This is a genomic window from Streptomyces sp. NPDC046859 (genome assembly GCF_040645135.1).
Taxonomy (GTDB): Bacteria; Actinomycetota; Actinomycetes; order Streptomycetales; family Streptomycetaceae; genus Streptomyces.
In genome coordinates, this window is the sequence record NZ_JBEYXR010000017.1 from 68,889 (window position 1) to 86,611 (window position 17,723).

At 70.5% G+C, this 17,723-nt stretch carries 15 protein-coding genes and 5 pseudogenes; 13 read left to right on the forward strand and 7 right to left on the reverse strand.

Annotated elements, in window-relative coordinates:
- Window positions 1-15 precede the first annotated feature (15 nt).
- The 3 genes and pseudogenes from ABZ899_RS24385 to ABZ899_RS24395 all read left to right on the forward strand — a co-directional run bounded on the left by ABZ899_RS24385 (window position 16) and on the right by ABZ899_RS24395 (window position 1,734).
- Window positions 16-291, forward strand: coding sequence for a hypothetical protein (locus ABZ899_RS24385; protein WP_361349871.1), 276 nt, complete (start codon window positions 16-18; stop codon window positions 289-291).
- Between the two features lie 288 nt (window positions 292-579).
- A pseudogene (locus ABZ899_RS24390) lies at window positions 580-1,138 on the forward strand (transcriptional regulator); the annotation flags it as partial.
- A gap of 404 nt (window positions 1,139-1,542) precedes the next feature.
- Window positions 1,543-1,734 (forward strand): hypothetical protein, encoded by a 192-nt coding sequence (locus ABZ899_RS24395; protein WP_361349873.1) that lies wholly within the window; start codon window positions 1,543-1,545, stop codon window positions 1,732-1,734.
- A 98-nt stretch (window positions 1,735-1,832) separates the two neighbouring features.
- Here ABZ899_RS24395 and ABZ899_RS24400 read toward each other — a convergent pair whose 3' ends face one another.
- Together ABZ899_RS24400 and ABZ899_RS24405 are read right to left on the reverse strand one after the other, a co-directional pair.
- Window positions 1,833-2,978, reverse strand: coding sequence for a PP2C family protein-serine/threonine phosphatase (locus ABZ899_RS24400; protein ID WP_361349876.1), 1,146 nt, complete (start codon window positions 2,976-2,978; stop codon window positions 1,833-1,835).
- Window positions 2,979-3,160: 182 nt separating this feature from the next.
- Window positions 3,161-3,967, reverse strand: a pseudogene (locus ABZ899_RS24405) (helix-turn-helix domain-containing protein); the annotation flags it as partial.
- Between the two features lie 54 nt (window positions 3,968-4,021).
- On the opposite strand from ABZ899_RS24405, the pseudogene ABZ899_RS24410 reads away from it, so the two are divergent.
- Window positions 4,022-4,149, forward strand: a pseudogene (locus ABZ899_RS24410) (transposase); the annotation flags it as partial.
- A 69-nt stretch (window positions 4,150-4,218) separates the two neighbouring features.
- Here the strand turns inward: ABZ899_RS24410 and ABZ899_RS24415 are convergent.
- On the reverse strand, window positions 4,219-4,617 hold the full coding sequence (locus tag ABZ899_RS24415; protein WP_361349879.1) for a hypothetical protein: 399 nt from the start codon (window positions 4,615-4,617) through the stop codon (window positions 4,219-4,221).
- Window positions 4,618-4,671: 54 nt separating this feature from the next.
- Between ABZ899_RS24415 and ABZ899_RS24420 the strand changes: the two are divergent.
- The 4 genes and pseudogenes from ABZ899_RS24420 to ABZ899_RS24435 form a co-directional block, all read left to right on the forward strand.
- Window positions 4,672-5,124 (forward strand): annotated as a pseudogene (locus ABZ899_RS24420) (SRPBCC family protein); the annotation flags it as partial.
- 510 nt (window positions 5,125-5,634) lie between these two features.
- A pseudogene (locus ABZ899_RS24425) lies at window positions 5,635-5,781 on the forward strand (tyrosine-type recombinase/integrase); the annotation flags it as partial.
- A 191-nt stretch (window positions 5,782-5,972) separates the two neighbouring features.
- Complete coding sequence (locus ABZ899_RS24430; RefSeq protein ID WP_361349882.1) at window positions 5,973-6,329, forward strand: transposase; 357 nt, start codon at window positions 5,973-5,975, stop codon at window positions 6,327-6,329.
- Window positions 6,326-6,841 carry a DUF6262 family protein gene (locus tag ABZ899_RS24435; RefSeq protein ID WP_361349885.1) on the forward strand — a complete coding sequence of 172 codons (516 nt, stop codon included), beginning with the start codon at window positions 6,326-6,328 and terminating at the stop codon, window positions 6,839-6,841. Before ABZ899_RS24430 ends, ABZ899_RS24435 begins: the two co-directional genes overlap by 4 nt.
- Window positions 6,842-6,856: 15 nt before the next feature.
- On the opposite strand, the gene ABZ899_RS24440 is transcribed toward ABZ899_RS24435, so the two are convergent.
- Window positions 6,857-7,252, reverse strand: coding sequence for a metalloregulator ArsR/SmtB family transcription factor (locus tag ABZ899_RS24440; protein ID WP_361349888.1), 396 nt, complete (start codon window positions 7,250-7,252; stop codon window positions 6,857-6,859).
- A gap of 114 nt (window positions 7,253-7,366) precedes the next feature.
- On the opposite strand from ABZ899_RS24440, the gene ABZ899_RS24445 reads away from it, so the two are divergent.
- Window positions 7,367-9,343, forward strand: coding sequence for a heavy metal translocating P-type ATPase (locus ABZ899_RS24445; RefSeq protein ID WP_361349891.1), 1,977 nt, complete (start codon window positions 7,367-7,369; stop codon window positions 9,341-9,343).
- Between the two features lie 54 nt (window positions 9,344-9,397).
- Here the strand turns inward: ABZ899_RS24445 and ABZ899_RS24450 are convergent, their stop codons facing one another.
- Genes ABZ899_RS24450 through ABZ899_RS24460 form a run of 3 tightly spaced genes read right to left on the reverse strand, consistent with a single transcriptional unit; the run spans window position 9,398 to window position 12,266 of the window.
- A complete protein-coding gene (locus tag ABZ899_RS24450; RefSeq protein ID WP_361349894.1) occupies window positions 9,398-9,937 on the reverse strand; it encodes a hypothetical protein in 540 nt (179 codons plus the stop codon).
- The gene (locus tag ABZ899_RS24455) at window positions 9,915-10,805 is read right to left on the reverse strand and encodes a hypothetical protein (protein WP_361349896.1); all 891 of its coding nucleotides are present in this window, start codon (window positions 10,803-10,805) and stop codon (window positions 9,915-9,917) included. Before ABZ899_RS24455 ends, ABZ899_RS24450 begins: the two co-directional genes overlap by 23 nt.
- Before the next feature lie 27 nt (window positions 10,806-10,832).
- The gene (locus tag ABZ899_RS24460) at window positions 10,833-12,266 is read right to left on the reverse strand and encodes a hypothetical protein (protein ID WP_361349899.1); all 1,434 of its coding nucleotides are present in this window, start codon (window positions 12,264-12,266) and stop codon (window positions 10,833-10,835) included.
- 722 nt (window positions 12,267-12,988) lie between these two features.
- On the opposite strand from ABZ899_RS24460, the gene ABZ899_RS24465 reads away from it, so the two are divergent.
- Genes ABZ899_RS24465 through ABZ899_RS24480 form a run of 4 tightly spaced genes read left to right on the forward strand, consistent with a single transcriptional unit; the run spans window position 12,989 to window position 17,584 of the window.
- Entirely contained in the window at window positions 12,989-13,921 is a 933-nt protein-coding gene (locus ABZ899_RS24465) for a conjugal transfer protein (protein WP_361349902.1), read from the forward strand.
- On the forward strand, window positions 13,918-14,259 hold the full coding sequence (locus ABZ899_RS24470) for a hypothetical protein (RefSeq protein ID WP_361349905.1): 342 nt from the start codon (window positions 13,918-13,920) through the stop codon (window positions 14,257-14,259). Before ABZ899_RS24465 ends, ABZ899_RS24470 begins: the two co-directional genes overlap by 4 nt.
- Window positions 14,256-14,894: a hypothetical protein gene (locus ABZ899_RS24475; protein WP_361349908.1), complete on the forward strand. Its 639-nt coding sequence runs from the start codon at window positions 14,256-14,258 to the stop codon at window positions 14,892-14,894. The genes ABZ899_RS24470 and ABZ899_RS24475 overlap by 4 nt, the downstream gene beginning before the upstream one ends.
- Entirely contained in the window at window positions 14,891-17,584 is a 2,694-nt protein-coding gene (locus ABZ899_RS24480; RefSeq protein WP_361349911.1) for an ATP-binding protein, read from the forward strand. Before ABZ899_RS24475 ends, ABZ899_RS24480 begins: the two co-directional genes overlap by 4 nt.
- The last annotated feature ends 139 nt before the right edge of the window (window positions 17,585-17,723 follow it).

The window sequence follows — 17,723 nt, forward strand, 5'->3', positions numbered from 1 at the left end:
ACCAGGAGACAATGTATGCACGCCGCACTCGTGACATTGACGATTGACCCCGATCAGGCCCCGGCTGCCGCTGGCGCGCTGATGAACGACATCCTGCCCAAGATCCGTTCGGCTCCCGGCTTCGTCACCGGCTACTGGCTCGAGCCGGCCGACGGCAGCGGCTTCTCCATGATGCTGTTCGACACCGAGGAACAAGCTCGCGAAGCGACTCCGCCGGCAAGCGGCTGGACGGCCCCTGGCGTCACCATCACCAGAGTCGAGATCCGCCGAGTAGCAGTCACAGCACCTTGACGCGACCGGCACCTCGCCGACGAAAACGACACCTTGGCGACGACCGCCCCGCCGGAACACCCACCGGCGGGGCGTCGCCGTCACAGCCCGTCGGCATCGCGAACGCCACCTTCATCGGCATTTCCAACGCCGCGCAACAACCGTGACGGGAGGCATTGAACTCGTCGATCGGGCAGACCAGTCGGATCGAAGGCACCGGACAGCACGGCCACAGCCCGGGCCGGGGCAGAGGATGCCTGCTCCGCTCCCTCAGCGGCGGGTCCGCGTGCCGAGCGCGTACCGCAGGGCTCGCGCCGTCCGGGCGCGAAGGAGGCCGCTCCGGCGAGCACGCCCGCGCCCGGCGGTGTGTACGCGCACGGCCCGCTGCTCGTTCCCGACGCCGACGCCGACCAGCAGGTGACCGGCTACGGCGTCGGTGGTCTGCTCCTGGACGTGCCCGCCAAGTCGCTGCCCGCACTGGTGGAGTGGACGCTGACCGAGGCGCGGCTCGGGGCGGAGAGGCTGCACGGTTCGGGTAAGGATGCCGACCCGCTGCTGGTGCTCACGGCGGCCGCGTGCGAGCGCTACGGCCTGCCCGCCTCGCTGTTCGGAATCCCGGCGGCTCGCCGGGCGGTTGCCGGAGGGGCACAAGGTCATCAAGCAGCTTCAGCGGGCCGACTGGCAGCTCACCAAGCGGGGACTGGGGCCGTGGGCGCGGATCTACCGCCCCGCCCACGGCGGGCGCCAGCAGTGCGTGCAGCTGTGCATGCCGTCCTGGCGGGCCCTCGACGGGCGCGCGTGGGGTCATGCCGCGCAGCTCGAGCCGGCGGAGCTGGCCCGGGTGCTGGGCGTGTACGCGCAGCGGGTCCGTGATCTCGCCGACGCGGCGACCTGGCGGTTCGAGCAGGACGTGTGCGACCGGCTGGCCCGCCAGCTGCGCTCGGTGGGTGATGCCCTGGCCTGGCGCGTCTTCGGCTTCCACCGCCCGTTCATCCTCGCTCTGTGCCGCAACCAATGGTCACCGAAGCCAGCGGAACCTGGAACCGATACGCCCCCGGCGACCACGCACGATGACGCCCCCGAGCCATCGGCACGAGCACGAGGGCACTGTCAGTCGGCTGTGCTCCACATCATGGCCGCCTGATGCTCCTGTCCAGCAAGCCCAGAGCCGAGCACAGGGAGACAGAAAGGGTCATCCATACGACGAAGGCCCCGCCGCAGAGCACTGCGCGAGGCACGCTTCCGTCCGCTGCCCAAGACAGCACGCCTGCGATGACCGCGACAAGCAGGGTGGTCATGCTCGGTGCCACGGTCACCGGCATCGCCGCGCTCATCCGCGCGGAGTTGCTGCTCCGTCGCCTCAAGGGCTTCCGCGGCATCAATAGCAGATACGAGAAGACCGCCACCTCCTATGAAGCAGCGGTCACCCTCGCGTCGTTCCTGCTCTGGGCAAGATCCGTTTGAAGACGGACCCTGGACGACCCTAGACGTCGTGGCTGACTATCTTGTCAGGTGGAGCAGCCGAGCCGTGAGGACCGGACCAGCAGCGTTCTCGACTCCGCTCAGCCGGCCGCCGGTGCCTGGCCGCGCTGGGCGATCACCATGGCCATGTCGTCGTCGAGTAGACCGCCCGCATAGGCCCGCAGGTCGGCGGTGATCTGCTTCAGGAGCGGCCCCGGGGCGTGGTCGACCCACCTCGCGAGGCGTTCGGCGAGCGGGTAGAAGGTGCCCGCGCTGTCGCGGGTCTCGGTGACGCCGTCGGTGTAGAGCAAGATCCTGTCCCCCTCGTGGAAGGGGAAGGTCGCCGCCGTATACGTGTCGTCGGACATGGCGCCGAGGCCGAGCGGCGGGGCGGCTTCGCTCACCTGGAGCGCGGTGACGGTCCCGGTCACCCGGCGCAGCAGCAGGGGCGGCGGATGGCCGCAGCTGATCATGTGCACGACCGGCTCGTCGTCCGGGATGTCGAGCACCACGGCAGTCACGAAACGTTCGGCGGCGTCGGGCTCGCATTCCGAGAACTCCGCGAGGCCCCAGCGGACGGCGTCCTCGAGGTAGGTGACCAGCTCCGTCAGCGGGATCCGCCGATGGGTCGCGGCGCGGAAGGCACCCAGCACGATCGCCGTGTCGCTGATCGAGGCGAGGCCCTTGCCCCGGACGTCACCCATGATCAGTCGGGTGGAGTCGGAGGTACGGGCCGCGGCGTAGAGGTCACCGCCTATGCGGGTGTCGGGCTCGGCGCTGTGGTACTCCGCGGCGAGGGACACCGGCCCGCTCCGCAGAGGGAGCGGACGCATGACGACCCGCTGTGCGGTGTCGGAAACGGTGCGCGCTCTGCTCAGTTCCCGTTGGTGCCGGTCCCGCAGGTGGGTGAAGGCGAACAGCAGGGCGGAGAGCACGATGAGCGAAGCGAGTTCGACCAGCACACTCTCGGTGCCCAGGGTCCGCCGCTCCGCTCCCGCGGCGATGAGCGCGAGTGTCGCGAGGCCACCGATCAGGGCCGTGGGGCGCGGGCCCGCGCCCATGGCGGTCACTGCCGTGGCGATGACCAGGAGGTGGGCGAGGTGGATGTCCGGAGGCAGGAACGCGTCGGCCACCGGGATGGAGACGATCAGGGCCAGGGGGACGATCAGGAAGAGCCGGTGCAGCGCCGCCCGCCTCCAGACCTTGCGGACCCTGGTCACTGATGTCGTGGTGGTCGCAACGCTCATTCCTGCTCCCATCATGCCCACCTGGTGAGTGGCCGCGGTGCGCCAGAGAGGCCCTCGCGAGGGAGGAGGCCAACCGGCACATCTCTCACCTTCGGGTAACAGATCGGAGGTGCGCTCTATGCCGGACGCGAACAGCCTGCGGGCATCCCCCGCCCGCCCCCAGGCCGACATGACAGCTTCGCCTACTGCCCCTCGTCGGCTCGGCGCGCTGTGCTGAAGCGTCGCTGATAGGCGGCGGGACTAAGCGACAATTCCTTCAAGAAAATTCTCCGCATACTTTCGTAATTCGGGAAACCGGCAAGGGATGCCGTCTGAGTTGCGTTATGCCCCTGGTCGAGTAGGGCTTTCGCCATGTCGAACCGGATCTTTTCCACGTACCGGGCCGGAGTGGTGGACAGCTCTTCGCGAAACAGCCGCGTGAGATGCCGAGGGCTCACATTGAGGTGCTTGGCGAGTTCACCGAGAGAGTGGTTTCCCCCAGGATCCGCCGTGATCACGTCGGTGACCCTGCGGATGGCCGGGGATCGGGGCGGCGGTCCCTGCAGCGGGGCGGAGAACTGTGATTGGCCGCCCGAACGCTGCAGATAGACCACGAGGGCGCGGGCGACGTCGCGGGTCAGATCGGGGCCGTGGTCCTCCTCAACGAGTGCCAGTGCCAGGTCGATGTCGGCGGTCACGCCCGCCGAGGTGTAGGTGGTGCCGTCACGGACGTAGATCGCCTCGGGTTCGACGCGGCTCGTCCGGCAGCGGGCGGCGAGTTCGTGCGCGACCTGCCAGTGCGTGGTCGCGCGCTTGCCGTCCAGGAGACCAGCGGCGCCGAGGATGAATGCTCCGGTGCAGACGGATGCGACACGGCCGGCCCGGAGCGAGAGCGTTCGCGTGGCCTCGATCAAATCACGGGGCACAGGTGTGCGCGGGTAGAGGTCTGCGCCGACCACCAGGAACGTGTCGGGAGCAGGCTCTGTGGCCGCGTCGACGTGTATGCGGACTGCGGCTATGAAAGTTACCGCCGCCTGCTGTGAAAGCGGGGCATCAAGTCGTTGATCGCCCGACGCGGCGTCGCCCCGGGTTCCGGCCTGGGCAAGGTGCGCTGGGGCGTCGAGCGCGCTTCGCCTGGCTGCACCAGTTCAAACGGCTCCCCACCCGCTACGAGCGACGCGCCGATCTCCATCAGGACCTGCTCGAACCGGCCTGCAATCTCATATGCCTCCGCCGTCTGCGGACCTCATCCCTGAAGCGATCAGCTGGCTACGCTGAACCACCCCGGCCGCACCTCGGCCAGAAGCGGTTGCAGTGACCGCACTGCGGACCGCAGCTCCTCATCCGTGACGTCAAGAGGATCCGGAAGGGTCAGCCCATACCAGCGCAGCCGCCAGAGGTCGAAGACTTCACTCCCAGCTGCGAAGTCCACATCGACCTCAATGCCGTTGCCACTGACGAATCCGCATCCCGCCCCATGAACGGTGTAGAAGTAGGTACCGATCCGTCCATTCCGGCTGATCCGGCGCGAACGGACCAGGGCAAGAATGCCCGCCAGCCGCTCAATCGAGGGGATCGCCATCCTCATGACCTCGTCAATCGCCTTCAGAGCACGGAAGTAACCCAGCACGAGGTCTCGCGCAGCCCCAATCCGTTCCATATGGCGTCACCCCCTGAGCCCGTGGCTGAAGGGATCGTTCCATGAGCCGCCAGTGTCTCCGCAGGGCGGCAGTCCGTCGAGGTCGACGTCCCGGTCCGCGCTGCCTACAACCAGTGGACCCAGTTCGCGGACTTCCCGCAGTTCATGGAGGGTGTCGAACGCATCGAACAGCGCACCGATACCCTCACCCACTGGGTCACCAAGATCGGCGGAGTACAGCGCGAGTTCGATGCGGAGATCACCGAGCAGATCCCCGACGAGCGGGTCGCCTGGGCCACCGTGAACGGTGAGGCGAAGCAGGCCGGCGTCGTCACCTTCCACCGCCTGGACGACGCCCGCACCAAGGTCATGCTCCAATTGGACTACGACCCCCAGGGCCTTGCTGAAGCGGTCGGCGACAAGCTGGGCTTCGTCAAACGGTAGGCCACAGGAGATCGGAAGCGGTTCAAGGAGTTCATCGAGTCCCGCGGCGGCGCCGAGACGGGCGCCTGGCGCGGCGAGGTCTGACCCGGACGACCGGTCGGTGCCGGTGGGCCTGCGCGCCCACTGACACCGGCCTCGTGCGTCGCCCGCGGGTGTCAGGCCAGTCTGCCGGGCAACCCGGAGACCACACGACTCCGACAGCCCAAATAACGGGGGATGACATGCCCGTCAGGACGCGAAGCGCGGTCACCATCGCCGCAGGTGCGCTCGCCGGCAGCTGCATCAGCGTATGCACCGTCCGCTGGTGGGCACGCCGCACGTCGAACCGGCCGCCGGCCCAGCCCCTGCCGCCCCGGCAGGCCCCCGAGCCGACCGCGCCCCAAGAGATCCTGCACAGCTATTGGAGCACCCTGCAGCCCCTGGATCTGACCTCGTAGTTCTCAGGCAGCGTGCGGGGTATCCAACGCCAACGAGTACACCTTCCATGTCGGCTGGTTGAGCCCCTCGGCACAGCGGCCGGGCCGGGTTCCCCGGTCCTGCGTGCTCACCCCGCAGGCGCTTGATGCTGGTGTACGCATGCAGCAGGCCACCAAGATGCTGCCCTTCGACAAATCCAAGATTTTCCCCTACGCCTACCGGCACACCTACTGCCAGCGGCACGCTGACGAGGGCATCCAGCCCGACGTCCTCCAAAGCCTGATGGACCATCGCCAACTCAGCACTACTCAGCGTTACTACCGGGTCAGTGAGCAGCGCAAACGCGAGGCCGTCGACCGCGTCTCGGCAATGCAGTTCGACCTCCACGGCAACCGCATCTGGCGGCAAGCCAAGGAACTACTGGACGACGAGTACGCGCGCCGCGCCGTCGGCGAAGTCCAAGCGCCCTACGGCGTCTGCGTCGAACCGTCCAACGTCGCGGCCGGCGGACACGCTTGCCCGTCCGATTCCGCTGCGTCGGATGCGACCACTTCCGCACCGACGCCTCCTACCTCCCCGACCTGGAGGCATACCTCGCCGACCTGCTGCGAAACCGAGAACGCCTGGCCGCGTTCACCTCCGCCGACGACTGGGCAAAAGCCGAGGCCACACCCTCTGACGAGGAGATCACCCGGGTCCGTCGTCTCGTCCGGCGCGTCCGGGAGGACCTTGACACCCTCACCGACGAGGACCGCACGCAGATCAAGGAAGCCACCACCGTCCTCCGCCGCAGCCGCCAGCACATCGTCGCCCTCGGAATGCCCCGCGTCGGACCGCCCATGCCTGACTTCCATCCCGGCAGAACAGCATGACCAACATGAGTGACGGGCGGCGGGCCGACTCAGCTCGCCGCCGGGAACGCGTTCTTAAGGCCCTCGACACGATGCTGCGATGCGACGCCGACATCACCGTTTCGGCTCTCGCCCGCGCGGCGCGAGTGGACCGCGCCTTCCTCTACCGGCATCGCGACCTGCTCCAACGCGTCCACGCGGCCGCGGCCGCTCCTCCTCAAGAGGGGCGGCTCGCAGCCGTCAGCCGGGCCTCGCTGCAGGCAGACCTGATCAACGCACTGGATCGGGCCAAACGCCTTACCGCGCGGGTACGGCTGCTGGAGAAGCGGCTCTCCCAGGCCCTCGGCGAGACCGCCTGGGCCGAGTCCGGCTTGGGCGCACCAGGCGACATCGACCAGCTTCAGCGACGCATCGCGATGCTGGAGCAGAACCTCGCCGACATTCAAAGTCAGCTCGATGAACGTACCGATGAACTGGAGGCAGCTCGCGCGGCCAACCGGGAGCTGACCAGAGCCTTGAACCAGCGGGACTGACCCGGGCGGATGCGATCAGACGCCGGGCGTGGCGGCGCGGTCCAGCTCCGCGTCGGCGACGGTGTCGCTCATGCCGAGGCGGAGGTGCTCCACGTGGTGGAGGGCCTGGTCGAGAAGTGCGGCGACGTGGTTGTCGTAGAGGGCGTAGACCACGGAGCGGCCCTTGCGGGTGCCGGTGACCAGGCCGAGGTTGCGCAGCAGCCGCAGCTGGTGGGAGCAGGCCGACTGCTCCATGCCGACCTCGCTCGCCAACTCGGTCGCCGGCAGGGGGCCTTCGCGCAGGCGGGCGAGGATGAGCAGGCGTGAGGGGGTGGCCAGGGCCTGGAGGGTGGTGGCGACCCTGGCGGCGTTGGTCGCGTCCAGGCGCGTGCGCGGGACGCTGTTGTCGGGTGGTGCGGCTCCGTGACCCATGCGCTCATGGTACGCCCCGCCCATGAACACATGAATCGGTGTTCATTTATTCCTGTTACGGTCGTGGGGTCGGACGCTGTCCGTCGTCGTTTCCGTATCCAGAGGACTGTTTCGATGTCATCCACCCTCACCCGTCCGGCCCCGCCCGGCGCTGCCCGCGAAGGGGTGGCGCCCCGGCGCCGCACCCGGATCTTGGCGCTGCCCGAGGCCCGCTGGGCGGCCACGGCGCTGGTGCTGTTCCTCATCGCGCTGCCGCTGTATCTGGCCGGGGCGCCGGCCTGGGCGTGGGGTCCGCTGTTCGCCCTCACCTACGCCACCGGCGGCTGGGAGCCCGGTTGGGCCGGATTGCAGGCGCTCAAGGAGAAGACCCTCGATGTTGACCTGCTGATGGTCGTCGCGGCCTTGGGGGCGGCGGCGATCGGGCAGGTGCTGGACGGCGCGCTGCTAATCGTCATCTTTGCCACGTCCGGTGCGCTGGAGGCGATCGCAACCGCCCGCACCGCCGACTCGGTGCGCGGCCTGCTCGACCTCGCCCCGACGACCGCGACCCGGCTCGCCGACGACGGCAGCGAGGAGACGGTGCCGACCGAGCAGCTCGGCGTGGGCGACACCATCCTGGTGCGGCCCGGCGAGCGGATCGGCGCCGACGGCCGCGTCCTGGACGGTGCCAGCGACGTCGACCAAGCCACCATCACCGGCGAGCCTCTCCCCGTGGCCAAGCAGGAGGGGGACGAGGTGTTCGCCGGCACCCTGAACGGCACCGGTGCCCTGCGGGTGAAGGTGGAGCGCGACCCGTCAAACTCGGTGATCGCCCGGATCGTGGCCATGGTCGAGGAAGCCTCCGAGACCAAGGCGCCCACCCAGCTGTTCATCGAGAAGGTCGAACAGCGGTATTCGATCGGCATGGTCGCCGCGACGATCGCGCTGTTCGCGCTTCCGCTGCTGTTCGGCGCCGCGTTGCAGCCGACGCTGCTGCGAGCCATGACCTTCATGATCGTCGCCTCGCCGTGCGCGGTGGTGCTGGCCACCATGCCGCCGCTGCTGTCCGCCATCGCGAATGCCGGACGCCACGGTGTGCTGGTGAAGTCCGCCGTGGTGATGGAGCAGCTGGGTCAGATCGACGCGGTGGCGCTGGACAAGACCGGCACGCTGACCGAGGGCACCCCGCGGGTGACCGACGTCCGCCCGCTGGCTTCCTCCTGCCTGAGCGAGGACGAGCTGCTGCGGCTGGCGGCGACGGCCGAGCACCCCAGTGAGCACCCGCTGGCCCGCGCGATCGTGGACGCCGCCCGCGCCCGCAACCTCGACATCCCGCTGGTGGAGGACTTCGCCTCCACGCCGGGAACCGGGGTGAGCGCGAAGGTCGAGGGCCGCGCCATCGCGGTCGGCAGCCCCGCCCGCCTCCTCGACGACGCCACCAGCCACCCCGCCACCGCGGTCGCCGCCGGCCTGGAGGAAGAAGGCCGCACGGCCGTACTGGTCACGACCGACGGCGCCCCCGTCGGGGTGCTGGGCATCGCCGACCGGCTGCGCGAGGAGGCCGCCGCCACCGTCACGGCCCTGGGCGAGCTGACGGGAAGCTCCCCGGTCCTGGCCACCGGCGACAACCCGCGCGCGGCGGCCCGGCTCGCCGCCGAGGTCGGCATCACCGACGTCCGCGCCGGTCTGCTCCCGCAGGACAAGGTGAGCGCGGTACAGGAGATGGAGCAGGCCGGGCGGAAGGTGCTCGTGGTCGGCGACGGCGTCAACGACGCCCCCGCGCTGGCCGCCGCCCACAGCGGCATCGCCATGGGCCGCGCCGGATCCGACCTCGCTCTGGAGACCGCCGACGCCGTCGTGGTACGCGACGAGCTGGCCACCATTCCCACCGTCGTACGCCTCTCCCGCCAGGCGCGCCGCCTGGTGGTGCAGAACCTGGTCATCGCCGGGGTGTTCATCACCGGTCTGGTCATCTGGGACCTGGCCGGCCACCTACCCCTGCCGCTGGGTGTCGCAGGCCACGAGGGCTCCACCGTCATCGTCGGCCTCAACGGCCTGCGCCTGCTCGCCGACAGCGCCTGGCGCCGCGCCCGCACCGGGACCGGCCAGTGAGCCGCCGCACCCGCAAAGCTGCCCCCGCCACCGAGGGGGCAGCCCGCTGCACCGTCACCGTCTGCCGCGGCTGCTGCTGCGGCCATCGCCTGGCCAGAAGGGTTGCTCGGCCGTGAGGCCGGCGAGGAGCCTGCCAACCTCGGTCAGGACCTTGGCGCGGTCTTCCGGTCCGTAGACGGTGAACTCGTCTGCTGCTGCGTCGAAGACACGCATCTGGATGTCAGGGGCGGTGCAGATCAGAGCCCGGGCGACTTCGGGGAGGCCGAGGCTGAGGGCATCGCACATCCGGGTCTGCACAAGGTGCACCAGGTCGACGGTGACGCGCTCCCAGTCGCCGACCGTCGGCCAGTCGGCGCCGCCGTCCAGTTCGTGGGTGAGGGTGGCCAGCGGGATGATCTCGCCCGGCTGCCGTCGTCGCGTGAGGAGGTCGTGGATCCGGGCGCCGTCTGGCTGCAGTACCTGCGGGTGCAGCAGGGTGTCGGCGGCCACGAGGGTGGTGTTGATCTCCCGAGTTCCGGGGCCGGGGTAGTAGGGCTCGTGGGCGAAGAGCAGGTAGACAGCTGAGGTGCGGTCAGCGGTGTGGGGGTCGGGCATGGCGGGTGCTCCCTTCAATGTTCAGCTGCGATGCCGGCTGTGTTGTCGGCCGGGTGCCAGAGGGCTTGCGGGCCTGCTCCCCGTTGTCCGGCCGGGCCCGGGCGGATGCGTGCCCCAGGACCTGGGCGACCTGGTCGGCTAGCTGGAGCATCAGCCGTTCGCGGGCGATCAGTTCACCTGAGACCGAGCGGGCCTCGTGCGCTTGGAGGAGGTCGGCGGCGTCCCACAGCAGTTGCTGGCCGATCTCGGCCGACCGGCGCAGTTCGTAGCGGTCGCTGCCGACGGCGGCCTGAAGCAGACAGGTGTGCAGGGCGGCGAGGCGCTGGAGGTAGCGGCAGACGCCGGCGCCTTCGACCGTGCGGACGTGCTCGCGGGCCCGGGCATCCAGCGTGGTCGGCAGCTGCTCGGCGAGCAGCGGCGCGAGTGCCATCGCTGGTAGGGCCACACCGGCGCCGATGCCACGGACCATGGCGGACAGGCCACCGACCAGGCTGAGGAACGCGGTCGCGATGGCTGTCAGGCGCAGCGCGGGGATGCCGGGGGCCATACCGATGCGGCGGGCGGGGCGGCGGGTCAGCCAGCGCAGGGCCAGGCGCTGTAGGGGTGTGGCGGAGGGGGTGAGGACTGCGATCTGGTGGGGAAGGGCGGGCCGGGAGCCGTCGCCTGAGATCGTCCAGGCGAGCCAGCCCCACCGGGTGCGCTCGTGGACGAGCACGGGTTCGCACTCGGCGGTGCAGGTGTGGTCGCGGACGTGGCCGGTTCGCAGGGCGCGTGCGCGTTCCGTCTCCCACCGGCCAGGGGTTGCCGCGAAAGCGTGCAGGTGCTGCGCCGGGCCGGATGGCGGTGGTGTGCGGCGGGTGTCGGTCACGGCTCTGTTTCCTTCCGGTGGGGTAGGTCAGGCGGAGGCGCACGTCGTGCAGCGGCCGTCGCCGTCGGGGTGGGCCCGCTTGCGCGTCGGGCCGGGGCAGCTGCGGCACCGCGGCCAGCCCAGGCACGTCGGGCACAAGTCTTCGCCCGGGGCGGTGGCGGGCACACCGCAGCCGGAACACTCGACGAGAGCCCGGTAGGTGAGGGCCTGGACCACCGAGCGGGCGGCAGCCGCAGTCGAAAACCGCTTGCTGATCGCCTCCACGGACCCTTCGTCTAGTGGCGCCGCGCCGGGACAGATGGCGGTGGCCGGCGGCGGATAGGCCTGGGCGGCGCGGAGCCGACCGGCGATGACCGCACCGACGGAGGTGCGCACCGTGCTCGGCAGCGCTCGACCGGTGATGACCTGGCGCAGCTGTTCTGGACTCCAGCCGGCCTCCAGCATGAGGGTCGCCACACGGCCTTGATCAGTCAGTGCCGGTCCGGTCAGCAGCAGTTCGGGACGGCGCGCCCCGATCTCCAGCAGCAGCCGGATACCCGCGTGCATCCCATCTGCCAGAGGCGGCTTCGGGGACGGTGTCGCGTGCGAGGGAGCCGTCTGCGCGGTTGTGCGCGCGGCGTGGTCGCGGTCGCACGGACGGAGGGGGCTGGTCTTCTGCTGGTTGGTCTTCTTGACGATGGTGTTCTTAGTGCCGGGATCAGCCAACACTGGTCCAGCCAATCCTGGATAACCCGACTCTGGTGGTGAGCTGCGGTTTTGCAGGGCGGGCAGGTCGGTGATGACGTATCGGGCCGGCCCGAGCGTGCCGTCGGTGTTGCGGTCGCGTTCACGCCGCAGGAACCGGTGCTGCTCGAGCTCCTTCAGGCCCCCGGTCACGGCGTCGACGCGTTCGCGGCCGTGCCCGGCCAGGCTGGCGACCGTGATCTGCCAGCCGTCCCGGTGGGTGCTGATGCAGCCGAACAGCCCCTTCGCTTTGAAGGAGAGGCGGTTGTCCCTGAACAGCGCATTGGCGATCTGCGTGAACTGATCTCCTGCCATCTCTCCGCGGTGGATGCCCGCACCGAAGCCGTTGTCGGGTTCGCCTAGGTCAGTGCCATCGGCGGGCTCTTGTGCTGCGGATGCAGGGTCGATCGAGGGGACGTCCCGGGCGGCGGGACGGTCGGTGATGCTGTAGCCACTTCCACCGAGGGTGCCGTCGGGGTGGCGCACGCGATCGCGGACCAAGTAGCCGAACTTCTCCAGCTCGTTCAGACCTGACCGCACCGCGTCTCGCCCGTCGGGGCCCAGGGCAACCAAGGCGGTGACGGTCACCCGCCAGCCGTTGCGGTGGGTGCTGATGTAGCCGAAGAGACCCTTCGCCCGGTAGGAGATGCGCCTGTCGCGGAACAATCCGTTCGCGATCTGCGTGAACTGATCAGCCGCCATCACGCCGCGGCGGACCCCGGCTCCGAAGCCGCTCACCGCGCCGTCCGGGATCCAGGCCGCGTGTGCCGGCCACGGCAGCCCACGGTGCCCGCCGCGGTCCGGCGGCCGGTGGACGTGAGGGCGGAGGCGTACCTGCGTTCCATGCCGTCAGCTCATCCACCGACCCCGACCAGGCGGACGGCCATGAGCCCCGACCACTGGTGACGATCCGGCAACCCGGCCCTTCCAGCTGCCGTGGTCGGGGGCCATGGTCGGGCCGACCACACCCTGCCCGCACGTTGCGCAGTCGTTGCGCAGCCCCAGTCGGGCAGCCTTCGTGGGCGGTGCGCAATTAGGGCTGGGCAACAGATCGAGGCCGTGCTCAGTCGGGTTGCGTGCAGCTGGTGCGCATCACGGACCGTGGAGCCCGAGATCCTCATGCGCAGAGCCGGGCCTGCCGATGCGCACCCCGCCCCCGCGCGGCCTGGTGGAGTCCCTGTGCACACCTGCGGACGGCACCGGCCGGGGTAAGGCGACGGGTGCTTCGCACATCCGTCGGCGCTGTGCCGGCAGACGACGCGGTGAACGCAGCAAATCCCGTCCCGCGTGGGGGCCATGGCCCGCCCGTGGTCGGGCCCGTGGTCGGGCCTGTGGTCGGACCGGCCACGGGCTTCGTGTCTGCATCGTGACCGTGGTCGGGGTCTCGTGGTCGGTGATCGGGTCGGGGTCGGCGGGTTTGCTCAAGGTCAGCAATCACGTTCTGACCTGGGAGTTCGACCATGTCCCCTGGCAAGCAGACCACAGCGGGCGAGGGCGCTGCTGCGATGGCGGCCGGCGCCCGGCTGGAGGCGATGCGGCGCCGCGTCCACCTTTCGCGTCTGGCGCTCTGGACGGCCATCGCGGCCGGCCCCGCCGCCCTCGCGGTCGCCGTCGCCTCCACCCCGACCACCGTCGAGGCGGCCCCTGCGGCCCGGCCCACCGCTGTGCACACCGCAGCGGCCAACGCCGACCCGGCCGGCTATGCGCAGTTGTTTCTCAGCGCGTGGCTGCGCGCCAGCGCTGACGACGCGACGACTGCGCAGTCGCGGCTTGCGCAGTCGATGGCGCCGGACGTCGAGTTGCCCGACCCGGCAGCGGGTGCGCAGTCGTCGCCTACATCCGTGACCGCAGTGCGCAGTGCGCAGCGCGGTCACGGCGTGTGGTCGGTGACGGTTGCCGTGCAGTACGCAGGCGGACGGTTGCGCCACTACACGGTGCCGGTGGCCGTCGGCGCCTCGGGCGCCGCGTTCACGGTGACCGGTGCGCCTGGCGTGGTGCCCGGCCCGGGCCGGGTCGCTGTGCCGAAGTCGCCGTACGGCGTGAGGGTCCCCGAGGGTGCCCTGTCCTCGGGCGTCGGGGAGTTTTTCGCCGCCTACCTCACCGATGCCGGCGAGGTCGACCGCTACCTCGCGCCCGGTGTGCAGATCCCAGCGCTCTCCCCCGCCCCGTACACGGCCGTCTCCGTCGAGCAGGTGTCTGCGGTCGAGGAAGCCGCGGCCGCCGATCAGGTCCCGGCCGACGGCACGGCGGTGCGGGTCCTCGTCCGGGTGGAAGCCCAGGACGCAGGTGGCCAGTGGCCGCTGGCGTACGAGCTCATGCTGAAGGCCCGCTCCGGCCGGTGGGAAGTCGCCGCCCTCGACTCCCGTGCGGCTCAGGACGGGAGTCCCCGGTGAACACGACGCACACTCTGCTGCTCGCCGGGCAACTCAACGACCTCGGCGATTCGTGGATCACCATGTTCAAGGAGTGGGCGACCAAGGGTCTTCAGGCCGGTCTCGTCTGCCTCGTCGTCATCATCATGATCCAGAAGTTCAGCCTCAAGGCGGGGATCGGCGCCCTGCTGCTGATGATCATCGCGCTTGGGCTGTACAACTCCCGCGACAGTCTCGCGAACATGTTCGAGGACGAGCTAAAGAACCCGGCCAAAGGCGCACCTGCCGTCCCTGGCGCCGTCCCGTCGGAACTCCTCTCTCCTGCTGACCCCCCGCCGGGTGGCGGGGGCCGGCTGTGACCGCGGCAGCGGCGCGGGTGGGCCGCTTCTACACGGCCGCCCGACGCCACCCTTGGGTGCTGGGCAAGGTCGCCGACTGGAAGATCCCGCTCGGCCCCTACACCCCCGCGCAGATCGCGGTCGCCGTCGGCGGTGGCTTCCCCCTGGTCAAGACGATCGGCTGGTGGTCGTGGATGGGGCCGGTCCCCATCGTCGCGTGGCTGCTGGCGATCTGGGCGGTTCGCCAGCCGAAGATCGCCGCCCGTGCGCCGCTGCAGGCCGTGTGGGGCTGGGTGCTGCTCGGCCGGCAGCCCACGGGAGGGCGGATCGGTGGGCGGGCCGCCCGTGACCGTGCCGCCCGAGCGCTGCTCGGCGGCTTCACCATCGAGAACGCGCCCTCCCCGGACCCGGCGCGCCCGCTGCTCGGCGGCTTCACGATCGAGGGCGCGCCCGCGCCGGGCTCGGGGGTGAAGGCCGCCCCATCCTCTGAGACTGGGGAAAGTGCTGCCTCGCGCGCGCCGCATGCGCCGCTGGCCGGCGCTGGCTCCTTGGCGCACCGCCCCACTCAGCCGGCTGCTCCTGTCGTGCCCACAAGGCCGGTCTCCGGGGTGCAGCAGCTGCTGCTCGCGCTCGCCCAGCCCGGGGGTGCGCCGTGAGGGTTCCGATCCGTCACATCGCCGGGCACCTGGTGTGGTCGACGCACGGCAGCGTGTGGGCCATCTACCGCCTGCACCCTGGTCCGGACGCGCAGGGCCGCCGTGAGGAGAGTGTCCAGGGCACCTACGTGGCCGCCGCGGTGCGCGACGAACAGCTCGCAAAGATCACGCACCTGGTGCGGTCGCTGACCGGGGCGCCGCGGCTGTTCGGTCTGTGCGCGCAGGTCGACCCCGGCGAGATCGCCCTGAAGATGATCGAGGGCCTCGAGCCGGCCGAGCAGGCACCCGAGGCGGGGCCGCACCCGTGGGTAGAGAACGTCGAGGCCACCCTTCAGCTGCTGGACGACCAGGAGATGCACCGCCGCACCCTGTGGCTGGCCGTTCCGTTGCAGACCGAGACAGGCGGCCTGCAGATCTTCACGCCATTCGCAGCGGCGTGGGCCGAAATGGCGCCGACGCTGGGCATGCGCCCGGCACTGGTCGCACGGCGCGAGGTGACCGGCTACCGCGAGCAGGCTTTGCGGGTGGAGGCCGCGCTCGCCGGCGGCATCGCCTTTCGCCCGGCCCGCCCGGCGGAGATCGTGTGGATGATCCAGCACGCCCTGAACCGCGGCCTCGCCGAACCCCTGCTCGCCGAAGCCGAGACCAGCAAGTTGTACGGCGGACAGGTCCGGGGCGCCGGGCTGCGCTCCCCGAGCTACGCCGACCTTGGCCAGGCCCGACTGCAGGAAGGAGGCATCGACCCCGAACTCGACGACGTCGACCAGCTCAGGACTGGGGGCCGGATCAGGCGATCGGGCCGCAGGGCCTGGTGGCGGGTGAACACCGGCTCGCCGCTGGGGCGGCGCTGGCTGCAGATCGAAACCGACGCAGGAGTCGGCTACCAGGCACAGTTGGTGCTGGCCGAGTGTCCGCCCGCGGTCAGCCAGGATGCCGCGGACCTGTTCGCCCAGCTGGAGATGCTCGACTTTCCGGTCGACTACACCGTCGACCTCACCCTCGTGCCCGCGGAGAAAGCCCGCGAGCAGGTGCGGCGCAAGAAGAACGAACTCATCGACCAGGCCGACCAGTACGACGCCCGCCCCACCGGCATTCCGGCCTCGCTGACCGAGGCTGCCCGCGACCTCGGTGAGCTGGATGCCCGTCTGTCGCGTACCTCGGTCGAGGTCGAGGTTCAGTCCGTCACCGCGCTGACCGTGTGGGGACCGACGGCCGCCGTCTGCGACGCCCGGGCCCGCGCGCTCACCGCGCTGCTCGGCGGCGCCGACTACCGCGCGGTGCGCCCGGCCGGCCTGCAGGAAGCCCTGTTCACCCTCAGCCTGCCCGGCACCGTACGGCCCGGGATGGTCCGGGAGTTCACCCAGCACCAGACCAGTGAGGACTGGGCACTGTCCGGGGCCTTCACCACCGCCCAGGTCGGCGACCCCAACGGGATGTTCCTCGGCATCGACCTGGACAGCGGCACCACCCGCCCCGTCATGATCAACGTGGCGGACGCCCCCAAGGTCGACGCCTCCGCCTCCATGGGCATCGTCGGCGACCTGGGCGCGGGCAAGAGCGTGCTGCAGAAGCTGATCGCGGAAGCGGTGTGGGCACGCGGCGGCTGCGCCATCTGCATCGACCGCACCCCCCTCCGCGAATGGGCCACCTTCGCCCGCACCGCGGCCAAGGGCCGCGTGCAAATCATCGACGCCGCCCAGGCCGAGGTCTCCATCGACCCGCTGCGCCTGTTCCCCGGGCCCGAAGGACGGCACTACGCCCTGTCCTATCTCACCCTGCAGCTCGGCATCGGCCCGATGAGCACATCCGGCGAGGTCCTCCACCACGCCGTCGAACAGGCCGCCGCCGCCCAGCAGCCGTCCATGCACCGCGTCCTTGAAGTCCTCGAGGAGATGGCCGGGCGTGAGGTGGGCACGCGAAAGGACGCGGCCTCCACCCTCGCCGGACTCGTCCGCGTCGTCGCCACCAACTCCCTGGCCCGGATGGTCTTCGACCCGAGCCTGCCGCCGGTCCGGCTGGACGCCTCCAGCACCTCCGACATGATCGTGATCACCACGACCGGGCTGAAACTGCCTCCCAAGCAGGCGTTCGACAAGCCCGAAGTGCTGCACCAGCAGCCGCTGGAAGCGCTGATCGGCCGCGCGGTGCTCTACCTGATCGCCGCGATCGCCCGGCAGACAGCCTTCGAGGACCCTCTACGGTTCACGCAGGTGGTCCTGGACGAGTTGTACTGGCTGACCTCGTCCGCCGAGGGCACCGCCCTGGTCCACGAATTACTCCACGACGGCCGCAAACACGGCGCCGGGCTCCTGGCGGGCTCGCACGACGCCGCCGAACTCGGCCCAGACCGGGGCCTCATGGCCTACCGGGCGCTCGCCCGCACCACCGACCGCGAACGCGCCCGACGCGGACTTGAGTTCGTCGAGCTCGATCCGAACGACGACGCCCTGGTGCGGCTGGTGACCACCGGCCTCTCCCCCGTGGGCCAGAAGGGCCGAGAAGGCGAGTTCCTACTGACCTGCCCCCGCCAGAACACCGGCCGCGTCAAAGTCTCCATCCCCCGCATCCCGCGCATCACCACCTCCATCACCACCACGCCCGGACGCCGTCCGAGCGCTCATTCGCACTCCGTGCCGGAGCCGCTCGCCGGTGAGGCCGTGGAGGCCCGCCCCAAGGAGCACCCCGGATGACCACATCGCCCTCCAACCGCGCCCGGCACGCCGGCGCCGCCTCAAGCCACCTCACCGTCGCCGTCGCCGCAAGCCCGCTCACCTCTCGCCGTCGGAGCCTGCGCGCCGGACGCCTGCGTGCCGGACGCCTGATGGCCCG

What these genes read in the sequence shown, in the direction of transcription:
- ABZ899_RS24385 (WP_361349871.1), top strand. Translation starts at nt 16, where the DNA reads ATGCACGCCGCACTCGTGACATTGACGATTGACCCCGATCAGGCCCCG.
- ABZ899_RS24395 (WP_361349873.1), top strand. Translation starts at nt 1,543, where the DNA reads ATGACCGCGACAAGCAGGGTGGTCATGCTCGGTGCCACGGTCACCGGC.
- ABZ899_RS24400 (WP_361349876.1), bottom strand. Translation starts at nt 2,978, where the DNA reads ATGAGCGTTGCGACCACCACGACATCAGTGACCAGGGTCCGCAAGGTC.
- ABZ899_RS24415 (WP_361349879.1), bottom strand. Translation starts at nt 4,617, where the DNA reads ATGGAACGGATTGGGGCTGCGCGAGACCTCGTGCTGGGTTACTTCCGT.
- ABZ899_RS24435 (WP_361349885.1), top strand. Translation starts at nt 6,326, where the DNA reads ATGACCAACATGAGTGACGGGCGGCGGGCCGACTCAGCTCGCCGCCGG.
- ABZ899_RS24440 (WP_361349888.1), bottom strand. Translation starts at nt 7,252, where the DNA reads ATGGGTCACGGAGCCGCACCACCCGACAACAGCGTCCCGCGCACGCGC.
- ABZ899_RS24445 (WP_361349891.1), top strand. Translation starts at nt 7,367, where the DNA reads ATGTCATCCACCCTCACCCGTCCGGCCCCGCCCGGCGCTGCCCGCGAA.
- ABZ899_RS24450 (WP_361349894.1), bottom strand. Translation starts at nt 9,937, where the DNA reads ATGCCCGACCCCCACACCGCTGACCGCACCTCAGCTGTCTACCTGCTC.
- ABZ899_RS24465 (WP_361349902.1), top strand. Translation starts at nt 12,989, where the DNA reads ATGTCCCCTGGCAAGCAGACCACAGCGGGCGAGGGCGCTGCTGCGATG.